Origin of the sequence: Pseudonocardia cypriaca (genome assembly GCF_006717045.1) — a bacterium.
GTDB classification, from domain to species: Bacteria; Actinomycetota; Actinomycetes; order Mycobacteriales; family Pseudonocardiaceae; genus Pseudonocardia; species Pseudonocardia cypriaca.
Genome location: NZ_VFPH01000002.1, coordinates 2,805,123 through 2,823,084 on the forward strand (window position 1 = coordinate 2,805,123; position 17,962 = coordinate 2,823,084).

At 74.0% G+C, this 17,962-nt stretch carries 16 protein-coding genes; 9 read left to right on the top strand and 7 right to left on the bottom strand.

Annotation, left to right across the window (positions count from 1 at the left end):
• Positions 1-4 precede the first annotated feature (4 nt).
• Entirely contained in the window at positions 5-1,249 is a 1,245-nt protein-coding gene (locus FB388_RS31085; RefSeq protein ID WP_246122627.1) for an MFS transporter, read from the bottom strand.
• A gap of 97 nt (positions 1,250-1,346) precedes the next feature.
• Here FB388_RS31085 and FB388_RS31090 point away from each other — a divergent pair, with 97 nt between their 5' ends.
• Positions 1,347-2,303, top strand: coding sequence for a GlxA family transcriptional regulator (locus tag FB388_RS31090; protein WP_142105783.1), 957 nt, complete (start codon positions 1,347-1,349; stop codon positions 2,301-2,303).
• On the opposite strand, the gene FB388_RS31095 is transcribed toward FB388_RS31090, so the two are convergent.
• Positions 2,288-3,808, bottom strand: a complete 1,521-nt coding sequence (locus FB388_RS31095) for a DUF7847 domain-containing protein (RefSeq protein WP_142105785.1) — start codon at positions 3,806-3,808, stop codon at positions 2,288-2,290. The genes FB388_RS31090 and FB388_RS31095 overlap by 16 nt on opposite strands.
• Positions 3,809-4,052: 244 nt before the next feature.
• Here FB388_RS31095 and serC point away from each other — a divergent pair, with 244 nt between their 5' ends.
• Positions 4,053-5,189 (top strand): phosphoserine transaminase, encoded by a 1,137-nt coding sequence (serC, locus tag FB388_RS31100; protein ID WP_142105787.1) that lies wholly within the window; start codon positions 4,053-4,055, stop codon positions 5,187-5,189.
• A gap of 142 nt (positions 5,190-5,331) precedes the next feature.
• On the top strand, positions 5,332-6,579 hold the full coding sequence (gene sepH, locus FB388_RS31105; protein ID WP_142105789.1) for a septation protein SepH: 1,248 nt from the start codon (positions 5,332-5,334) through the stop codon (positions 6,577-6,579).
• Positions 6,580-6,627: 48 nt separating this feature from the next.
• Here the strand turns inward: sepH and FB388_RS31110 are convergent, their stop codons facing one another.
• Positions 6,628-7,290 carry a hypothetical protein gene (locus FB388_RS31110; RefSeq protein ID WP_142105791.1) on the bottom strand — a complete coding sequence of 221 codons (663 nt, stop codon included), beginning with the start codon at positions 7,288-7,290 and terminating at the stop codon, positions 6,628-6,630.
• Positions 7,291-7,377: 87 nt separating this feature from the next.
• On the opposite strand from FB388_RS31110, the gene FB388_RS31115 reads away from it, so the two are divergent.
• Positions 7,378-8,235, top strand: a complete 858-nt coding sequence (locus tag FB388_RS31115) for an SMP-30/gluconolactonase/LRE family protein (RefSeq protein WP_142105793.1) — start codon at positions 7,378-7,380, stop codon at positions 8,233-8,235.
• A 3-nt stretch (positions 8,236-8,238) separates the two neighbouring features.
• On the opposite strand, the gene FB388_RS31120 is transcribed toward FB388_RS31115, so the two are convergent.
• Both FB388_RS31120 and FB388_RS31125 read right to left on the bottom strand, forming a co-directional pair.
• Entirely contained in the window at positions 8,239-8,793 is a 555-nt protein-coding gene (locus FB388_RS31120) for a DUF2537 domain-containing protein (protein ID WP_142105795.1), read from the bottom strand.
• A 55-nt stretch (positions 8,794-8,848) separates the two neighbouring features.
• Entirely contained in the window at positions 8,849-9,652 is an 804-nt protein-coding gene (locus FB388_RS31125) for a TrmH family RNA methyltransferase (RefSeq protein ID WP_142105797.1), read from the bottom strand.
• 186 nt (positions 9,653-9,838) lie between these two features.
• Here FB388_RS31125 and FB388_RS31130 point away from each other — a divergent pair, with 186 nt between their 5' ends.
• The 3 genes from FB388_RS31130 (at position 9,839) to FB388_RS31140 (ending at position 12,930) form a co-directional block, all read left to right on the top strand.
• Positions 9,839-11,347, top strand: a complete 1,509-nt coding sequence (locus FB388_RS31130; protein WP_142105799.1) for a glutamate-cysteine ligase family protein — start codon at positions 9,839-9,841, stop codon at positions 11,345-11,347.
• Between the two features lie 192 nt (positions 11,348-11,539).
• Positions 11,540-12,334, top strand: a complete 795-nt coding sequence (locus FB388_RS31135; RefSeq protein WP_142105801.1) for a hypothetical protein — start codon at positions 11,540-11,542, stop codon at positions 12,332-12,334.
• Positions 12,335-12,339: 5 nt separating this feature from the next.
• Positions 12,340-12,930 (top strand): hypothetical protein, encoded by a 591-nt coding sequence (locus FB388_RS31140; protein ID WP_170225900.1) that lies wholly within the window; start codon positions 12,340-12,342, stop codon positions 12,928-12,930.
• 216 nt (positions 12,931-13,146) lie between these two features.
• Here the strand turns inward: FB388_RS31140 and FB388_RS31145 are convergent, their stop codons facing one another.
• Entirely contained in the window at positions 13,147-14,613 is a 1,467-nt protein-coding gene (locus tag FB388_RS31145; protein ID WP_142105806.1) for an MFS transporter, read from the bottom strand.
• A gap of 116 nt (positions 14,614-14,729) precedes the next feature.
• Between FB388_RS31145 and FB388_RS31150 the strand changes: the two genes are divergently transcribed.
• Together FB388_RS31150 and FB388_RS31155 are read left to right on the top strand one after the other, a co-directional pair.
• Positions 14,730-15,767: an RNA polymerase subunit sigma-70 gene (locus FB388_RS31150; RefSeq protein ID WP_211362289.1), complete on the top strand. Its 1,038-nt coding sequence runs from the start codon at positions 14,730-14,732 to the stop codon at positions 15,765-15,767.
• Positions 15,764-16,411, top strand: coding sequence for a TIGR03086 family metal-binding protein (locus FB388_RS31155; RefSeq protein WP_142105808.1), 648 nt, complete (start codon positions 15,764-15,766; stop codon positions 16,409-16,411). The genes FB388_RS31150 and FB388_RS31155 overlap by 4 nt, the downstream gene beginning before the upstream one ends.
• Before the next feature lie 69 nt (positions 16,412-16,480).
• Here the strand turns inward: FB388_RS31155 and FB388_RS31160 are convergent, their stop codons facing one another.
• On the bottom strand, positions 16,481-17,914 hold the full coding sequence (locus FB388_RS31160) for an NCS2 family permease (protein ID WP_142105810.1): 1,434 nt from the start codon (positions 17,912-17,914) through the stop codon (positions 16,481-16,483).
• Between the last annotated feature and the right edge of the window lie 48 nt (positions 17,915-17,962).

A 17,962-nucleotide genomic window follows, 5' to 3' on the forward strand; every position in this document is an offset into this window, starting at 1 on the left:
GAACCTATCCGACCAACGCGCCGTTCGTCGGAACGCGCTTGCGCACGAGGAGCGAGAGGAAGCCCGCCACCACGCAGATCGCGCCGCCCGCGTACCAGGCCATGTCGTAGGCGCCCAGCTCGTCGCGCACGATGCCGGCGCCGAGTGCCATGGCCGCCGCGCCCACCTGGTGCGAGGCGAACACCCACCCGAAGACGACGGGTGCGGCCGCGCCGAAGAGCTCGCGGCACAGCGCCATCGTCGGCGGGATCGTCGCGACCCAGTCCAGGCCGTAGAACACGATGAACGCCAGCATGTTGGCCTGGATGTCCGGCCCGAACAGCGCGGGGAGCGCCAGCAGGGACAGCCCGCGCAGCACGTAGTAGACGAGCAGCAGGTACCGCGGGTCCACGCGATCGGTGAGCCAGCCGGATGCGATGGTGCCGGCCACGTCGAAGATCCCGACGAGGGCAAGCAGGCCGGCGGCGACCGTCTGCGGCATGCCGTGGTCGTGCGCCGCGGGGATGAAGTGCGGCTGGATCAGCCCCATCGTGGTGGCGCCGCAGATCATCATGCCTGCGGCCAGGTACCAGAAACCCTTCGTGCGGGCGGCGTCGGCGAGCGCCCGAACCGCCAGCCGGGCGGCCCCGCTGCGCACGGGGTCGACGTCGTCGGCCGCGGTGCCGCCGTAGGGCACCACACCGAGGTCGCGGGGCCGGTCGCGCAGCAGCCACATGACGAGCGGCGCGACGGCGAGCGCCGAGATCGCGACCGCCAGCGCAGCGGGCCGCCACCCGTACGCGTCGGCGAGCTGGGAGACGAGCGGGAGGAACACCAGCCCGCCCGCAGCACCGCCCGCGGTCAGCACGCCGGAGACGAGGCCGCGCCGTGCGACGAACCAGCGCCCCGTCACGGTGGCCACGAGCGCCAGGGCCATCGATCCGGTGCCGAGCCCGACGAGCACGCCCCAGCAGAGGATCAGCTGCCAGCTCGCCGTCATGAAGACGGTGAGCCCGCTCCCCGCCGCAACCACCACGAGGGCCGCCGTGACAACCCGGCGGATGCCGAAGCGCTCCATCAGCGCGGCCGCGAACGGCGCCGTGAGGCCGTAGAGCGCCATGTTGACGGCCGCGGCGAGGGAGATCGTGCTGATGGACCAATCGAACTCGTCGTGCAGCGGGTTCATCAGCACCCCGGGCACGGCCCGGAACCCGGCGGCCCCGACGAGGGCGAGGAAGGTCACGGCGGCCACCCACCAGGCGGGATGGATGCGTCGCGAGGTCTCGAGCTGTGTCACCCAGGGAGCATCGCCGCAGCGGCGACGAATCGACAGTGGCCCGACAGCCAATACGTGAAAAGATTCGGCCATGGGTGAACCGCACGAGGTCGCCGTGCTCGCGCTGCCGGACGTCGTGGCGTTCGAACTGGGGCTGCCGCACAGGCTGCTCGGCACGGCCGTCGACGACACGGGACGGCGGCTCTACCGGGTGCGCGTCGCCACGCTGGACGGCGGGCCGGTGCGGACGTCGGCCGGTTACAGCGTGCTGCCCGAGCACGACGCGTCGATCCTGCGCACCGCCGGCACGGTGATCATCCCGGGCATCTACAGCGGGTCCGCGCTGGAACGCGGCGTGCTCGAACCGGACCTCGCCGCGGCCATCGAGGGTCTCCCGGCCCGGATGGTCTCGATCTGCACCGGTGCCTTCGTCCTCGCAGCTGCCGGCCGCCTCGACGACCGCCCCGCCACCACCCATTGGATGCACGCCGACCAGTTCCAGGCGCTGTTCCCGCAGGTCAAGCTGGACCCGGACGTCCTGTACGTCGACGACGGCGACGTTCTCACGTCCGCGGGCAACGCCGCCGGCATCGACCTGTGCCTGCACATCGTGCGACGCGACCACGGACCGGCCGTGGCCAACCGTGTGGCACGGCGCAGCGTCGTCGCGCCGTGGCGCGACGGCGGGCAGACGCAGTTCATGGAGCCGGTCCCCGACCCCGACGGCCCCGGCACGGCACCCACCAGGGCGTGGGCCCTCGAACGGCTCCACGAGCCGCTCGGCCTCGCCGACCTCGCCACCCACGCCGCCATGAGCGTGCGGACCTTCACGCGCCGCTTCCGCGAGGAGACCGGCATGAGCCCGGCGCGGTGGCTCAACGCACAGCGGGTCGCGGCCGCCCGGCGGCTCCTGGAGAGCACCGACCTGCCCGTGGAACGGATCGCGGAGGAGGCGGGGTTCGGTACGACCGCGTCGCTGCGCCAGCACCTGCACGCCACCATCGGCGTGGCGCCGCTGGCGTACCGCCGCACCTACCGCGGCGGCTGACCGGCCGAGCGCGCCAGCTCGAGGTCGAGGCGCTCCTTGCGGATCCGCTGGTCGACGTAGAGCAGCCCGGTGATCCCCGTGACGAACGGCACCGCGAACGTCGTCACCACCACGGAGGCGATCGCGGTCCGGACCATCGTCGCCGGGTCCGGTGGCGCGACCGTGATCGCGCCGAACAGGCCCATGACGACGACCCCGGGGACGGTGATCAGGAGCCAGGTGAGCAGCAGGATCCCGAACGTCCGCCACCAGGAACCCCGCACCAGCCGCCCGGACCGGCCGAGGGCCGACGTCACCCCGATCGGCTCCAGCACGTACGCGGCGGGCGCGAACGCCCACAGCACACCGAGGTAGGCGACGGCCGCCACCGCGACCAGCACGAGCAGCACGGCGAGCAGGACCGCCCCGCCGGATCCGGTCGCGGCGGCGACCAGCGCGACGAGGATCAGGACCGCCGCGATCGCCCCGAGGACGAGCCCGATCAAGATCCCCAACCCGAGGAGGCCGGGCACCCGGCGCGCGGTGGCGCCCCACGCCTCGCGGACACCGATCCGTTGCCCGAGCACGGCCCGGCTGAGCACCACGAGCAGGATGCCGGTGAGCACCGAGCCGAGCACGAGGCCGACGAGGGTGCTCCCGGCCGTGCCGAGCAGCGAACCGACCAGCCCGCCGACCCGGCCCCGCGCCAACGCCGCCGGGTCGATCCGCGGCAGGGTCAGGTTGACGACCAGCTGGACCGCCTGGATCACGACCGCGACGGCCGCCGTCACCCCGAGCGTCACGAGCGGGTTGGCCCTGACGTAGCCGACGGCCCCCGCCAGGATGTCGCCGACGGCGAGCGGGCGCAGCGGCACGATGCCCGGGCGGGGGGCTTCACCACCTGGCGCCCCCTGGTAGGGCGGCGGACCGTAGCCAGGAGGCGGGCCGTAGCCGGGCGGAGCGTATGCCGGCTGTGCGTATGCCGGCTGTGCGTATCCCGGAGGCCCGTAGCCGGGAGGTCCGTAAGCGGGAGGCCCGTATCCGGATGGCGGGCCGTAGCCGGGCGGCCCGTATGCCGGCTGTCCGTATCCCGGAGGCCCGTAGCCGGAAGAACCGTAGGCCGGGGGCCCGTAGCCCGGAGGCGGGTAGCCGGGTTGGCCGGATCCCGGCTGCCCGTGGGTGTACGGCCCGTACCCGGGCTGCGGATGCTCCGGCAGGCCGCCAGGAGGCGTGGCGGCCGTCGAGGCCTCGTCGGATCGTTTCTCGAGGTCGATCCCGGAGACGGGCTCGGCGTCGCCCGCGACCGGCTCCGTGTGCTCGTCCGCGCGGGGTGCTGCGGGTTCGGTCACGTCGGCGCCGGCCGGCGCGGCAGCTTCCGCAGCGGGAGGCTCGGACGCCCCGCTCTCACCAGCGGCCGGCTCGGCCTCGGGATCGGGCGCCGGTGCATCGGTGCGCGCCTCGTCCTGCCCGGGAGCCGCGGCGGGGTTCCGCTCGCCCGGCTCCGGCCGGTCTGGTCCGTTCGACATCTCCGCTCGCCCCTTCGCCGATGATCTCCACATGGTGTCAGCGAACGGCGGCACGTGTGCAGCCGAACGGAGGCGCCGGACGGGACGTGAGCGCGCTGGGGCGTGACTTCACACACCCCGTGCCAGCTTCACACAGGGCCGGCCTCCTGTGAGGTCCGGATTCGGTCTGTGAAGTGCGGTTCGTCCCGTCGTCGTGAGGACCCACACCCTTTCGGGCATCGTCGTGGCTGCGACACTGGGGCCCGTGACCGCTTCGACGTCCACCGACCTGCAGATCCCCGCCGACCTCCAGCCCGCCGACGGACGCTTCGGCTGTGGCCCCTCGAAGGTCCGTCCGGAGCAGCTCACGGCGCTCGCCGGGGCCGGAGCGGCGATCATGGGCACTTCGCACCGCCAGAAGCCGGTGAAGTCGCTGGTCGGGCGGGTGCGCAGCGGGTTGCGGGAGCTGTTCTCGCTGCCCGAGGGCTACGAGGTCGTGCTCGGCAACGGCGGGTCCACGGCGTTCTGGGACGCCGCCGCGTTCGGCCTGGTGCGCGAGCGCGCGCTGCACCTCACGTACGGCGAGTTCTCCTCCAAGTTCGCCGACTCGACCCGCGGTGCCCCCTTCCTGGCCGAGCCGGTGGTGGTCAAGGCCGACCCGGGCAGCGCCCCCGAGCCCACCGCCGACCCCTCGTGCGACGTGCTGGCGTGGGCGCACAACGAGACGTCGACCGGTGTGTCCGTCCCGGTCGTGCGCCCCGCGGGCGCCACCTCCGACCAGCTCGTGCTGATCGACGCCACCTCCGGCGCGGCCGGGCTCCCGGTGGACGTGAGCCAGGCCGACGCGTACTACTTCGCCCCGCAGAAGGGCTTCGCGTCCGACGGCGGGCTGTGGGCCGCGTTGATGAGCCCCGCCGCTCTGGAGCGCGTGAGCGAGCTCGCCGCCACCGACCGGTGGATCCCGCCGTTCCTGTCCCTCGCCACGGCCGTCGACAACTCGGTCAAGGACCAGACCTACAACACGCCCGCCATCGCCACGCTCATCCTCATGGCGGAGCAGATCGACTGGATGCTCGGGCTCGGCGGGCTCGACGCCTGCGTCGCTCGCACGGCCGACTCGTCCTCACGGCTCTACGCGTGGGCGGAGAAGTCGGAGTTCGCCACGCCGTTCGTGAGCGACCCGGCCCACCGGTCCCAGGTGGTCGGCACCATCGACTTCGCCGACTCCGTCGACGCCGCTGCCGTCGCCAAGACGCTGCGCGCCAACGGCATCGTCGACACCGAGCCGTACCGCAAGCTGGGGCGCAACCAGCTGCGCATCGGCATGTTCCCGGCGGTCGAGCCGGCCGACGTCACAGCGCTCACGGCTTGTATCGATTGGGTTGTCGAGCGCATGTCGTGATCACCGCTGTAAGCGCTCCGTAGTCACACCAGTAACATGCGTCCCAGCTCAACACGGGTGTCGTCGGCGCGCCTCCGACACGGGGTGCGATCCGGCAACTAACGTCACCCGGACGGGGAGAACGAGAGCGGGAGGGCCGCTGATGCGGGCGCTGCGGGTCGTCGGGATCACCGAGGGTGGCGGTGAGTTCTCCGTCGTCCTCGAGGACCCGGTGCGACGCGAGCGCTTCACCGTGCCTGCCGACGAGCAGCTGCGCGCCGCCGCACGCGGAGACCTCACCCGGCTCGGACAGATCTCGATCGAGTTGGAGAGCCAGTTGCGTCCACGTGAGATCCAGGCCCGCATCCGTGCCGGGGCGTCCGTGGAGCAGGTCGCCGCCGCGGCCGGCGTTCCGCTGCAGAAGATCGAGCGGTTCGCCTACCCCGTGCTGCTCGAACGCTCCCGCACCGCCGAGGTGGCCCAGCGCGCCCATCCCGTGCGTACAGACGGGCCGGACACCCGCACCCTCGGTGACGTCGTCGCCCACACGTTCGGCCTGCGCGGCCAGGAGTACGCCGACGCCGAGTGGGACTCCTGGAAGGGCGAGGACGGCAAGTGGGTCGTCGCCCTGTCCTGGCGCGCCGGGCGCTCGGACAACCGCGCTCACTGGACGTTCCAGCCGGGCGCGCACGGGGGCACCGTCACCGCGGTCGACGAGCACGCGAGCGACCTGGTCGAGGGCCTGCCCGCGCGGCCGCTGCGCACCGTCGGCCCGGTGATCGACATCGGCCGCTCGGAGGACCCCGCCCCCGCCCCCGGGCCCGAGGAGGAGCTGCGAGCCGTCGCGTCCGACTCGGTCCGCGGTTCCCGCGTCGACCCGTCGCCGGCCACCGAGGCCCGCACGGTCGAGCGCGCCCCCACCCGCACGACATCGGAGCCGCGCAGGCAGGCACCTCCCGCGGCGCAGCGCCAGCCCGCCGTCGAGCCGCCACGCGCCGAGCCCGCCCGCCCGGAGCGGACCCGACCCGAGCCCACGGCGGCCGAGGCGGGCGACCGGCGGCAGCGATCCGCGCAGGACGACGGCGCAGCCCCGGCGAGCCGGCCGGAAGCCACCGAGAGCGCCGCGCCCGCCGAGCCCGAGGCCCCGGAACCCCGGGCGACGGGGGGCACCGGCGAGCCGGCCGGCCGGCCCGAGCGCCGCAAGCCGGAGCCGCCCCGCACCGAGCCGGCACCGAGCGCCCCTGCGGCGAGCCCCGAGCCCGTCGCGGAGGCCCCCGCTCCCGAGGAGCCGGCCGATGTCCCCGCGCCCGCGGCCGCGCAGCAACCCGCCGCGAACAAGCGCACCAAGAAGGGCAAGCCGGTCATGCCGTCCTGGGACGAGGTCCTGCTCGGCGTGCGCGGCCAGCGCTGACCCGCTCGTTGCAGTAGTGCCGCCTCGCGGGGAGAGGCCGTGGGCCGCTCAGGCGCCGAAGAGGCGGCGGCGACTTCGGGGCCGTGGTGGCGCGGGGGTGAACCAGCGGCCCGTCGGGTCGAGCTCGAACCGCTCCGGCTCGTCGAGGAGCTCGGCGAGCGTCCGGCGCGCGGCGTCGCGGTCCAGCTCCTCGGCCACCGCGATGCCGGCGAGCTGCACATCGCGCAGCTCCGCGCGGAAGCCGTAGCGGAAGTCCTCCTCACCGGCGTAGTAGAGGGCGAGCGCACCGGTCCAGGTCACGTCGTGGCCCGCCGCCGTCGGGGTGAACGTCACCTCGTGCCCCGCAGCGGCGTCGTGGCCGAGCAGGTAGACGGTGAAGGCGGGCTCTTCCTCGAAGTCGACCTCGTCGACCGGGTCGGCCGTGAGCGTCTGCGGGACGGTCAGCCGGAACGGGCGGCCGGGCTCCGCGGCCGGCAGGCCCTGCCGCCAACCCGGGCTCAACGTGCAGCGGTGGTAGTTGTTCCAGACGATCGGGCTGCGCCAGTCGCCCTCGCCAGGGTCGGTCGGCTCGCGCGCCCCGTACTCCTCGGAGCGCAGGTTCAGCTCGAACCACAGCCTGCCGTCCGGGTGGATCCGCCCCCACCAGCCGAAGTCCTCGACCGCGTGCCCGTCGGGCCACGGGTTGCCCGGGAACCAGATCCTGCCCTCCACGGGAGGAACCCTAGGTCGCGCAGGTCGCGTGCTTCCGCCTCCCCGCCCTGGGTGTCGATGCGGGCACCTCCCGTTCGTATGGATGGCATGAGCGATGTTCTGCTGACCGGACTGAAGATCGGCGAGTCCGCGCGCTGGCACGACGGCAGGCTGTGGCTGTGCAACTGGGGCACCCAGCAGGTCCTCGCCGTCGACCTCGACGGCGGCACCGAGGTGGTGGCCACGGTGCCGACCACCATCCCGTTCTCGATCGACTGGCTCCCGGATGGGCGGCTGCTGGTGGTCGCGGGGCCAGAGGGCAGGCTCCTGCACCAGGAACCGGACGGCTCGCTAGTCGACCACGCCGACCTGACCTGCCTCGGCGCCGGCCTGAACGAGATCGTCGTGGACGGTCGCGGCAACACCTACGTCAACGGCGGCACGGACTTCCACCCGGACGCCGGCGTGGCACCCGGGTTCGTCGCGCTGGTCACGCCCGACGGCGCGGTGCGGCGGGTCGCGGACGGGATCGCCTTCCCGAACGGGATGGCGGTCACGCCGGACGACTCGACGCTGATCGTCTCCGAGTCGTTCGCCGGCACGCTCACCGCGTTCGACATCGAGCCGGACGGGAGCCTGTCGAACCGGCGGGTGTGGGCTCCGGTGCCCGGCGACGGCATCGTGCTGGACGCCGAAGGTGCCGTGTGGACGCCGGGCTGGACCGACGCCGGGCCGGCCTGCCTGCGGGTCGCCGAGGGCGGGGAAGTGCTGGCCACGGTCCCGCTCGACCGGGCGGGGTTCGCCTGCACGCTCGGCGGCGATGACGGCCGGACGCTGTTCGTGCTGGCGGCGGACTGGCACATGCAGGAGGGCTTCGAGGAGAACATCGAGCGCCTGCTGACGGGCCCGGAGACCGGGCAGGTGCTCACCGCCCGTGCCCCGGCCGCGCACGCGGGCAGGCCCTGAGGATCAGCCGAGCTGGCCCAGCAGCAGCACCACCCACGCCGCCGCGAGGCCGGCCGCGGCGCCGAGCGCGGGCCAGCGCCAGAACGGTGTGAGCCGCAGCAGGTGCAGCGAGGGCGCGAGCCCCAGCGCGACGAGGATGTTCGCCGGCACCCACAGCAGCCCGAACGCCTCGGCGAACGCGCGGCTCAGCGCGATGTCCCCCACCGCCACGACCACGGCCGTGAACGCGGAGACGGCGAGGCCGGTGGCCCACGGCGTCGGCTCGCTGTCGTCGGGCCGGCGCGGGATCGGGCCGCTGGACGGGGCGGGCACCGCCTCGACCCGGCCGGACACCGGATCGGTGTAGGTGACCGTGCGCCCGAGAGCGTCGGCGAGGCGGACGGCGAGCTGGCGTCCCCTGCGCTGCAGCATGTCGCGCTCGTCCCGCCCGCCCGATCCGGAGACCGTGACGGCGAACGCCGCCCACTCGCGCAGCGCGTCCTCGAGCTCGGTGGGCAGGGGCGGATCGCCTGCTCGGCGCTCACCGAGCAGGACCCGTCCCCCCGAGGCGAGCCGCACGTCGTCAGCCTAGGGCCGCCCGCGGGCGGCAGCATCGGAAGAACGGACCAAACGGTCACGTCGCGAGAGCGTGGAATGCCACAGCCGCCGCCGTGGCGACGTTGAGGGAGTCGACGCCGGACGCCATCGGGATCCGGAGGCGCACGTCCGCGGCGGCCAGCGCTTCCGCCGTCAGCCCGGGTCCCTCCGCCCCGAGGAGGACGGCGACCCGCTGCCCGGCCGTCCCGGCGGTGGCGATGGGCTGCGCGTCCGCCGCGGGCGTGAGCGCGGCGACCCGCAGGCCCGCGCCGCGCAGGACGTCGAGCGACGCCGGCCACGGGCCGGGCAGCTCGGCGAGCGGGACGCGCAGGACGTGGCCCATCGAGACGCGGACGCTGCGGCGGTAGAGCGGGTCGGAGCAGCGCGGCCCGAGCAGCACGGCGTCGACGCCGAGCGCCGCGGCGTTGCGGAAGAGCGCTCCCAGGTTCTCGTGGTCGTTCACGCCCTCCAGCACCGCCACGAGCCGCGCGTGCCGCAGGATCTCGGTGACGTCGGGTGGCGCGGCCCGGTCGGCCACCGCGAGCACGCCACGGTTGAGGTGGAACCCCACGACCGCGGCCATCGTCTCCGCGTCGGCGGCGTACGCGGGCACGGGGAGCGCGGAGAGGTCCTCGGCCAGCTCGTCGAAGCGCCGGGGCACGCCGAGGAGCGACCGCACCGGGTACGGCGATTCGATCATGCGGCGCACGACGACCACCCCCTCCGCGATCACCAGTCCCCGCCCCCCGGGCCGGTCCGGTCGACGGTCGGCGGTGGTGAGGTCGCGGAAGTCGTCCACCCGGGGATCGGCCGGGTCGTCGACGTGAGTGATGGTCGCCACGAGGACCCATCGTCGCAGGCTGGGCGGGTGGGACGGCACCGGTCATCCGGTCGGCCGTAGCGCAGGGATCACCTCGGGTGCCAAGGTGGACAGCCCGCGCGCGTCGCGGCCGCCGCCGCGGCCCGCATCGCCCGCGAGCATCGAGCGAAGCTCCGGGCGTGCCCGGGGTCGGGAGGCAGCGCAGGCATGGGCCAGGACGTCGACCGACGGACGTTCAGTCGACGAGATCGCCAGCGCTACCGCACCAAGGTGCAGCGCTGCCTCGACACACTCGCGATCATGCTGCGCGAGCACCCGTTCGCCCGTGACGAGCCGATGACCGGGCTCGAGGTGGAGCTCAACCTCGTCGACCACGATCTGTCACCGTCGCTCGCGGGGTCCGCCGTGCTGGACGCGATCGGCTCGTCCCAGTTCCAGTCCGAGCTCGGGCGTTGGAACCTCGAGCTGAACCTGCCGCCGCGCCCGCTGCCGGGCGACGAGTGGCGGCACCTGGAGCGCCACCTGCTCGACGAGCTCGCCGTGGCCAGGGCGAAGGCCGTGGACTGCGGCGCCCAGCTCGCCGTCATCGGGATCCTGCCCACGCTGGAGCGCCGCCACCTCGTCACCGAGGCGCTGTCCCCCGACCAGCGCTACGCCACGCTCAACGAGCAGATGCTGAGCGCTCGCGGCGAGCCGATCCGCCTCGACATCGCGGGCGACGACCCGTCCGGCCGCCACGGCGTCGAGCCGGAACACCTCCAGGCCGACTTCGACTCCATCGCACCGGAGGCAGCCTGCACGTCCATGCAGCTGCACCTCCAGGTGCACCCGGACTCCTTCGCCGGCTACTGGAACGCCGCACAGTGCCTCGCGGGTGTGCAGCTCGCCGTCGGCTCGAACTCACCGTTCCTGCTGGGCTCGCGGCTGTGGGCCGAGACCCGGATCCCGCTGTTCGAGCAGTCCTGCGACGTGCGCACCCCGGAGCTGCGCAACCAGGGGGTGCGGCCGCGGGTGTGGTTCGGCGAGCGCTGGATCACCTCGATCCTGGACCTGTTCTCCGAGAACGGCCGCTACTTCCCCGCGCTCATGCCCGTCACCGAGGACGACGACCCGATGGCGGAGCTCGAGGCGGGGCACGTGCCGGCCCTCAACGAGCTCCGGCTGCACAACGGCACGATCTGGCGCTGGAACCGCCCGGTCTACGACGTGGCCGACGGCGTGCCGCACGTGCGCGTGGAGAACCGGGTGCTGCCGGCCGGGCCCACGGTCGTGGACATGGTGGCCAACGCGCTGTTCTTCTACGGCCTGCTGCGCACGCTCGTCGAGGCCGAGCGGCCGCTGTGGAGCATGATGTCGTTCGAGGCCGCCGAGGAGAACTTCATCACCGCCGCCCGCCACGGCCTCGACGGCCCGCTGTACTGGCCCGGCACCGGCTGGATCCGCCCGGACGAGCTGGTGCTGCGCAAGCTGCTCCCGCAGGCCGCCGACGGGCTCGCGCGCTGGGGCGTCGAGGGCGAGGTCACCGACCGCTTCCTGTCGATCATCGAGCAGCGCTGCGTCACCCGCCGGACGGGCGCCGGCTGGCAGCTGGACACGGTCGCCGCGCTCGAGGAGGGCGGGGCCGACCGGCCGGCCGCCCTGCACGGCATGCTCTCGCGGTACCTGGAGTGGTCCGCCGCCAACGAGCCGGTGCACACCTGGCCCGTCCCGAAGTGACGCAGGCGGTCGCCCGTAGCCGCCGAGGTGCCGGGGCCCGAGCGTTCACGATTGCAAACCGCTGCCCCCGAACGGCCCCACACCTGCCTACCTCGCTCCTACCGTCATCGGCGTGCCGTGCCCGACCGATGGGGGAACCATGTCCGATCCCGGCCCCACCCGCCCGGACCGCTCCGCCGTCCCGCTCGGCCGGTGACCGCCGTGGCCCGGTTCCGGCTCTTCGGCCGCAGCCCGGAACCGGCGGCCGCCGGCCCGGTGGGCGAGCGGCCGCCGGAGGCGCTGTCCGCGTACCCGGGCACCGCGTGGGGTGCCGCGGCCTGGCCGGCGAACGGGCCGGCCGTCTGGGGGCCGCCACCCGTCGCCGACCCGCCGACCGAACCGCGCGGGTTCGCCCCGGTGCCTGCGCAGCGTCCGGCCTGGCACCCCACGCCCGCCCCGGACCCCGACCCGGCCGAGGCCGCGGCGCTCGCCGGGGCGTTCGCGGTCGACTACCTGTCATGGGACGAGGAGGACCCGGCCCGCCGCGGCCAGGTGCTGCTCGGCTACCTGGCTGCGGCGAGCGGCGACCCGTCCCGCATCGGGTGGAACGGCGAGGGCAGGCAGCGCGCCGACTTCGCGCTCCCGGGCCGCGTGCGCCCGGACGGCGAGGGGCGGGTGCTCGTCGACGTCCGCGTGCGGGTCACCCCCTACCGCCCGGTCGGCGAGCACGATGCACGCACCAGCGCGCAGGACGTGGATCGGGAGCAGATGGGCGTCCCCGCGGTGGCGCCGGCGCCCACCGGCCGCGGGTGGCGCAGCCTGGCGTCCCGGTGGGTGCGCCTGTCCGTGCCGGTGGTGTTGGAGCGGGGGCGGCTGGCCGTCGACGCCTGGGAGGAGACCCTCGGCGAGGACGGGCCCCCTCCGCCCGCCCCGGCGACCGCCACCGCCCGTGAGCACACCCTCGCCGAGGACGATCCGCTCGCCGAGCTACCCGGAGGTCAAAGATGAGCGCCGTGCGCAAGCCCGTCATCACCGGCATCACCCGGGCGGGCGGCACCAGCACCCTCGCCGCCGCCCTGCACACGATCGACGGCGGTCTGCTGGCCCCCGGCACCCCGGGCGAGGCCGACGTGCTCGTCTGCCGGTCCGACGAGCAGTCCCTCCGGCAGGCGGCGACGCTCGCCTGCGCCCCAGCGGGACACCGGCCCGTGCTCGTGCTCGCCGGGATCGCGCAGGGGATCCCGACCCCGACGGTGCCCGCGGGGCGGTTCGCGGCCGTGGTGGCGCTGCCGCACGTGCGCCGCTGGTTCGGGGGCGACGCGCGCGCGGAGGCGGCCGCCGTGCTCGCCTACCCGCCCGAGCGGCTCCCGCCCGACGTGCGCGGGTACGCGGCTGCGCTGCACCGGATCGTGTCCGCGCTCGTCGGGTCGGGGCAGCTGCACCGCGCGGTCCCGCCGTTGGTCTCGCGACCCGTCACCACCGCGTTGTGGCGCGGGCTGCGGCCTGCGGAGCTCGCCGTGCCGCGCCTGGCGCCGGTTCGCAACGGTCCCGCCGAGCCGGACGACGAGGCGCTCGAGAGCGAACCCGCGCGCGTGGTCGCCTGAGCTGCGGCGCCTCAGCGCACCTCGCCGTACCACTGCCAGGCTCCGCGGGGCAGTCGCGGGTGGTCACGCCGAGGGTGATGTGGTCGAGCAGCTCGTGGCACGACCAGTCGGTCTCGCCTGCCCGCAGCGACCGGTCCTCGTCGACGGCCCTGCCGAGCACGTCCAGCACCTCGGCCGCGACCACGGTCGGCAGCTCGGCCCACGACACCGGGGCGGTCACGGCGCCACTCCCGTCGCCTGCCCGGCGGGCCGACCGTCGCGCAGCGCGAGCAGCACGAGCGCGACCGCGAGGCAGCACGCCGCGAAGACGAACGCCGCGCCGAACGCGGCCTGGACGCCCGCGTTGAGGCCGACGCGCCCGTCCGCGTGACCGGTGCCGGTGAACGCCACCGCCACCGTGGTGCACATTGCGATCCCGAAGGCCGCACCGACCTGGAAGATCGAGTTGTTGATGCCGGACGCGAGTCCCGACTCGTTCGGGGCCACCCCGGAGAGCGCGGCGATCGCGGCGGCGACCACGGTGGTTCCGATGCCGTAGCCGAACACGATCATCGCCGGCAGCAGCTCGGTCCAGTAGTTCCCCTCGGGGGACACGCGGGTCAGCAGCAGCGCCCCGGCCGACAGCACCGTCGCACCGAACACCGCGACCCGCCGGTACCCGAACCGCGTGACGAGCGGCCCGGTGAGGTTCGAGCCGACCACCGACATCGCGGCGTAGACCGCGGTGCTCAGCCCGAACAGCACCGGCGACCAGCCCAGCACCTGCTGGGCGTAGACGGACATCATCAGCGCGCCCCCGTAGATGGCCATCGAGACGAGCAGCGTCATCGCGTTGCCCCCGACGAGCGTGCGCACGCGGAAGACCCGCAGCGGCACCAGAGGTGCCTTCGACACCCGCTCGATCACGAGGAACACGGCGAACAGGACCAGCGCCCCTGCGAGCAGCCCGAGGGTCGACAGCGAACCCCAACCCACCACCGGCGCCTCGACCACCGCGTACGCCAGCAGCACGAGCGCGCCGGTGACCGTGATCGCGCCGAACGGGTCGTAGGAGCGCCTGCCGGCGGCGACCGGGGTCTCCCGGAGCAGCCGAGGCCCGAGCACGAGGACGGCGCCTGCGAGCGGAACGTTGATGAAGAAGATCCACTCCCAGCCGAGGCCCTCGGTGATGGTGCCGCCGATGAGCAGTGCAGCGGTGGCACCGAATGCGCCGATGCCGGTCCAGACGCCGATGGCGCGGTTGCGCTCCTTCCCCTCGGCGAAGGTGTTCATCAGCACGGCCATGGCGGTCGGGGCCATCACGGCCGCGGCGACGCCCTGCACGACGCGCGCCGCGACGAGCACGGCACCGGACCAGGCGAGCCCGCAGACCACCGACGCCACGAGGAACAGCGCGGTGCCGACCATGAACATCCGGCGGCCGCCGAGCAGGTCGGCGGTGCGGCCTCCGAACAGCAGCAGGCCGCCGAAGCTGAGCAGGTAGGCGCTCATCACCCACTGCGAGCCGTTGGTCCCGAACGACAGCTCCGCTTCGATGGACGGAAGCGCGAGGATGACGATCTGGGAGTCGACGATGATCATGAAGTAGGCCGTGCACAGGACGGCGAGCGCCTTCCAGCGGCGCGGGTCGGGGTTGGCCGGGACGGGTCGTGGAATGGGCGCGGCGCCCGTTCGTTCTGACATGGGAGGACAGACCGGGACCCGTCCCCGGATTCGCCGCGGCCGCGCGACGAATCCGCGCCGCGCATCTGGTCGGTACCTGCGTGAGGACTTCCGCGCGCGGACGAGAGGGGCGGGTCGTGGTGACGCACGAAGGCACACGGACCGGGGATCCGGCCGACGGGAGCGCGACGGCCGTGCTGGTCGGAGCGGCGGACTTCGCCCGGCTCGCCGACCCGTTCCGCACCGAGCTGCTGGCGCACTGCTACCGGATGCTCGGCTCCGTGCAGGACGCCGAGGACCAGGTGCAGGAGACCTACCTGCGGGCATGGCGCTCCTACGGCGACTTCGAGGGCCGCTCGTCGCTGCGCACCTGGCTGCACCGGATCGCGACGAACGTCTGCCTCACCGCCCTGGACGGACGGCGGCGGCTGCCGGTGCCGTCCGGGTTCCCGGAGTCGGAGGGCGACGACGACGGCCCGGCCCCGTGGCCGGAGGCGACGGGACCCGCCGCGGCCGAACGCCGCGGTGTCGACCCCGATCTCTCCGACCCGGCCGCCGTGCTGACCTCCCGGGAGCACCGGGCAGGGGCGCTCGGGGTCGTCTGGCGGCACCTGTCCCCCCGGCAGCGCGCGGTGCTCGTGCTGCGCGACGTGCTGGGCTGGCAGGCCATCGAGATCGCCGGCCTCATGGGCACCTCCGGCGTCGCCGTGCACAGCATGGTTCGCCGGGCGCGGGAGCAGCTCGCGCAGGCCGCCGTGGACCCCGCGGAGCCGGCTCCGGACGACAGCGTTCAGCAGCGGCTGCTGGACGAGTACGCGGCGGCGTTCGAGACGGGCGATCTCGGCACGCTGGTGAACCTGCTGACCGATGACGCGGCGTGCACGCTGCCCGGGACGGGCAGCGCCGTCACGGGGAAGGACGCGATCCTGCAGCTGTTCCGAGCCTGCCCCGCCCTCGGCGAGGCCCGGATGGTGGCGGTCACGGTGTCCGGCCGCCCGGGCTTCGGCATCTACCGCCGCGACGCCGACGGGCGCTACCGCGCGCACGGCATCGACGTGCTGGCCACGTCGCGCTCGGGTCTCACCCGCATCGACGTGATCGAGGACCGGAGCCTGTTCAGCGCCTTCGGCCTGCCGAAGGTGCACCCGGGCGGCCCGGGCACGGCGCCGGCATGACGGGGGACACGTCCACCGTCCTCACGCGGCGCCGCGGCCTGCTCGAGCGGGCCATCCGGTACGCGCGCACCGTGGTCGTCCAGGTGCGACCCGCGGACCTGGCGCGACCCACGCCCTGCGCCGGGTGGGACCTGCTGGACCTGATGCGGCACCTCAACGAGTCGGTGGCCGCGCTGCGCGAAGCGGTCGAGCACGCGTGCGTGTTCCCGGGACCGGCGCCGAGCGGGGTGGGCACGGACGTGCTCGAGACGTTCGCCGTGCAGTCCGGCCTGCTCCTGTCGGGATGGGACGAGCAGCGTGCGGAGGGCTCCGTGACGGTCGGCCGCGCGCCCGTGCCCGGTCTCGTGGTGGCCAACGCGGGAGCGGTGGAGCTGGCGGTGCACGGCTGGGACGTGGCTCAGGCGTGCGGGCTGCCTGACGTTATCCCGCTGGATCTGGCGGCTCACCTGCTCGCGGTGGCGAGGTGGGTGGTGCCGTGGCCGCGGTTCCCGCAGTTCGGGCCGGAGGTGCCGGCCCGCGGTGCGAGGGCCGCTGACGAGAGGCTGCTGGCGTTCCTCGGCAGGCGGCCGCTGCTCGAAAGGGCCCCGAACGCCCGTGGGGGCCCCGGCCGGCTGGCCGGGGCCCCCACGGGTTTCCCGAACTGACGCGCCGCTCCCACCACGAAGCGACGAGCTGAGGTTAGCCTAGCCTCTCCTAAAAGCGCAACCCCGCCGTCAGGCGAAGATCCCCTCAAGCGGACCGACCGCGAAGTACCCGACGAACGCCGCCGCCACCACCCACATCAGCCAGTGCACGTCCCGCGCGCGCCCCGTGGCCGCGGTCAGCACGACGTAGGAGATGAACCCCGCACCGATGCCGTTGGCGATCGAGTACGTGAACGGCATCACCGCGATCGTCAGGAACGCCGGGAGGGCCACGCGGAAGTCGCTGAGATCGATCTCGGTGATCTGCCGGACGAGCAGCGCCCCGACGACCACCAGCGCGGGCGCGGCGGCCTCGATCGGCACCACCTCGTAGAGCGGGGTGAAGAACATCGCCAGCAGGAACAGCACGCCGGTGAGCACGCTGGCGAGTCCGGTGCGCGCCCCCTCGGCGATGCCGGCCGCCGACTCGACGAACACGGTGTTGGAGGAGGACGACGCGGCGCCGCCCGCCACCGCACCGGCGGCGTCGACGACCAGCGCGCGCCCGACCCTCGGCAGCTGACCGTCCTCGGTGATGAACCCGGCCTGGCGGCCGAGGCCGGTGATCGTGCCCATCGTGTCGAAGAAGTCGGCGAGCACGAGCGTGAAGATCAGGAGGACCACGGTGAGCAGGTCGACGTGGCTGAACGCGCCGAACGAGAACGCACCGACGAGCGAGAGGTCCGGGACCCCGACGATGCTGCCGGGCACCCCGGGCACCGACAGGTTCCAGCCGTACGGGTTCGTCCCGGCGGACGGGCCGACCTGCGCGATCGCCTCCACGATGATCGCGACGACCGTGGTGACGGCCACCCCGATCAGGATCCCGCCGCGCACGCCGCGCGCCACGAGCGTCCCGGTCACGAGCAGCCCCACCACGAACACGAAGGTCGGCCACGACGCGATCGAGTTGTCGATGCCCAGCCCGACCGGCACCGTGGTGCCGGCCGCGTCGGGGACCCGCCGGACGAACCCGGCGTCCACCAGCCCGATGAACGCGATGAACAGGCCGATCCCCACCGCGATCGCCGCCTTGAGCGAGGGCGGCACGATGTTGAACACCGCCGTGCGGAAGCCCGTGGCCGCGAGCACCAGCACTACGAGGCCCTCGACGACGACCAGGCCCATGGCCTCCGGCCAGCTCATCTGCGGCGCCAGGGTGAACGCGACGAACGCGTTGAGCCCGAGGCCGGTGGCTATCGCGAACGGGTAGTTCACGATCAACCCGAAGAGCAGCGTCATCACCCCGGCCACGAGCGCGGTGACGGCCGCGACCTGCGGCACCTGCAGCACGTTGCCCAGCGCGTCCGGTTTGGCGCCCGGCCCGGTCGGCGCGAAGCTGCCGATGATCAGCGGGTTCAGCACGACGATGTAGGCCATCGTCACGAACGTCACGAGCCCGCCGCGCAGCTCGCGGCCGACCGTGGAGCCGCGCTCTTGGACGCGGAAGAGGCGTTCGATCACGCGCGCAGGGTAAGCGCCGCGGATTACGGACGCACTCCCCGTACGCTG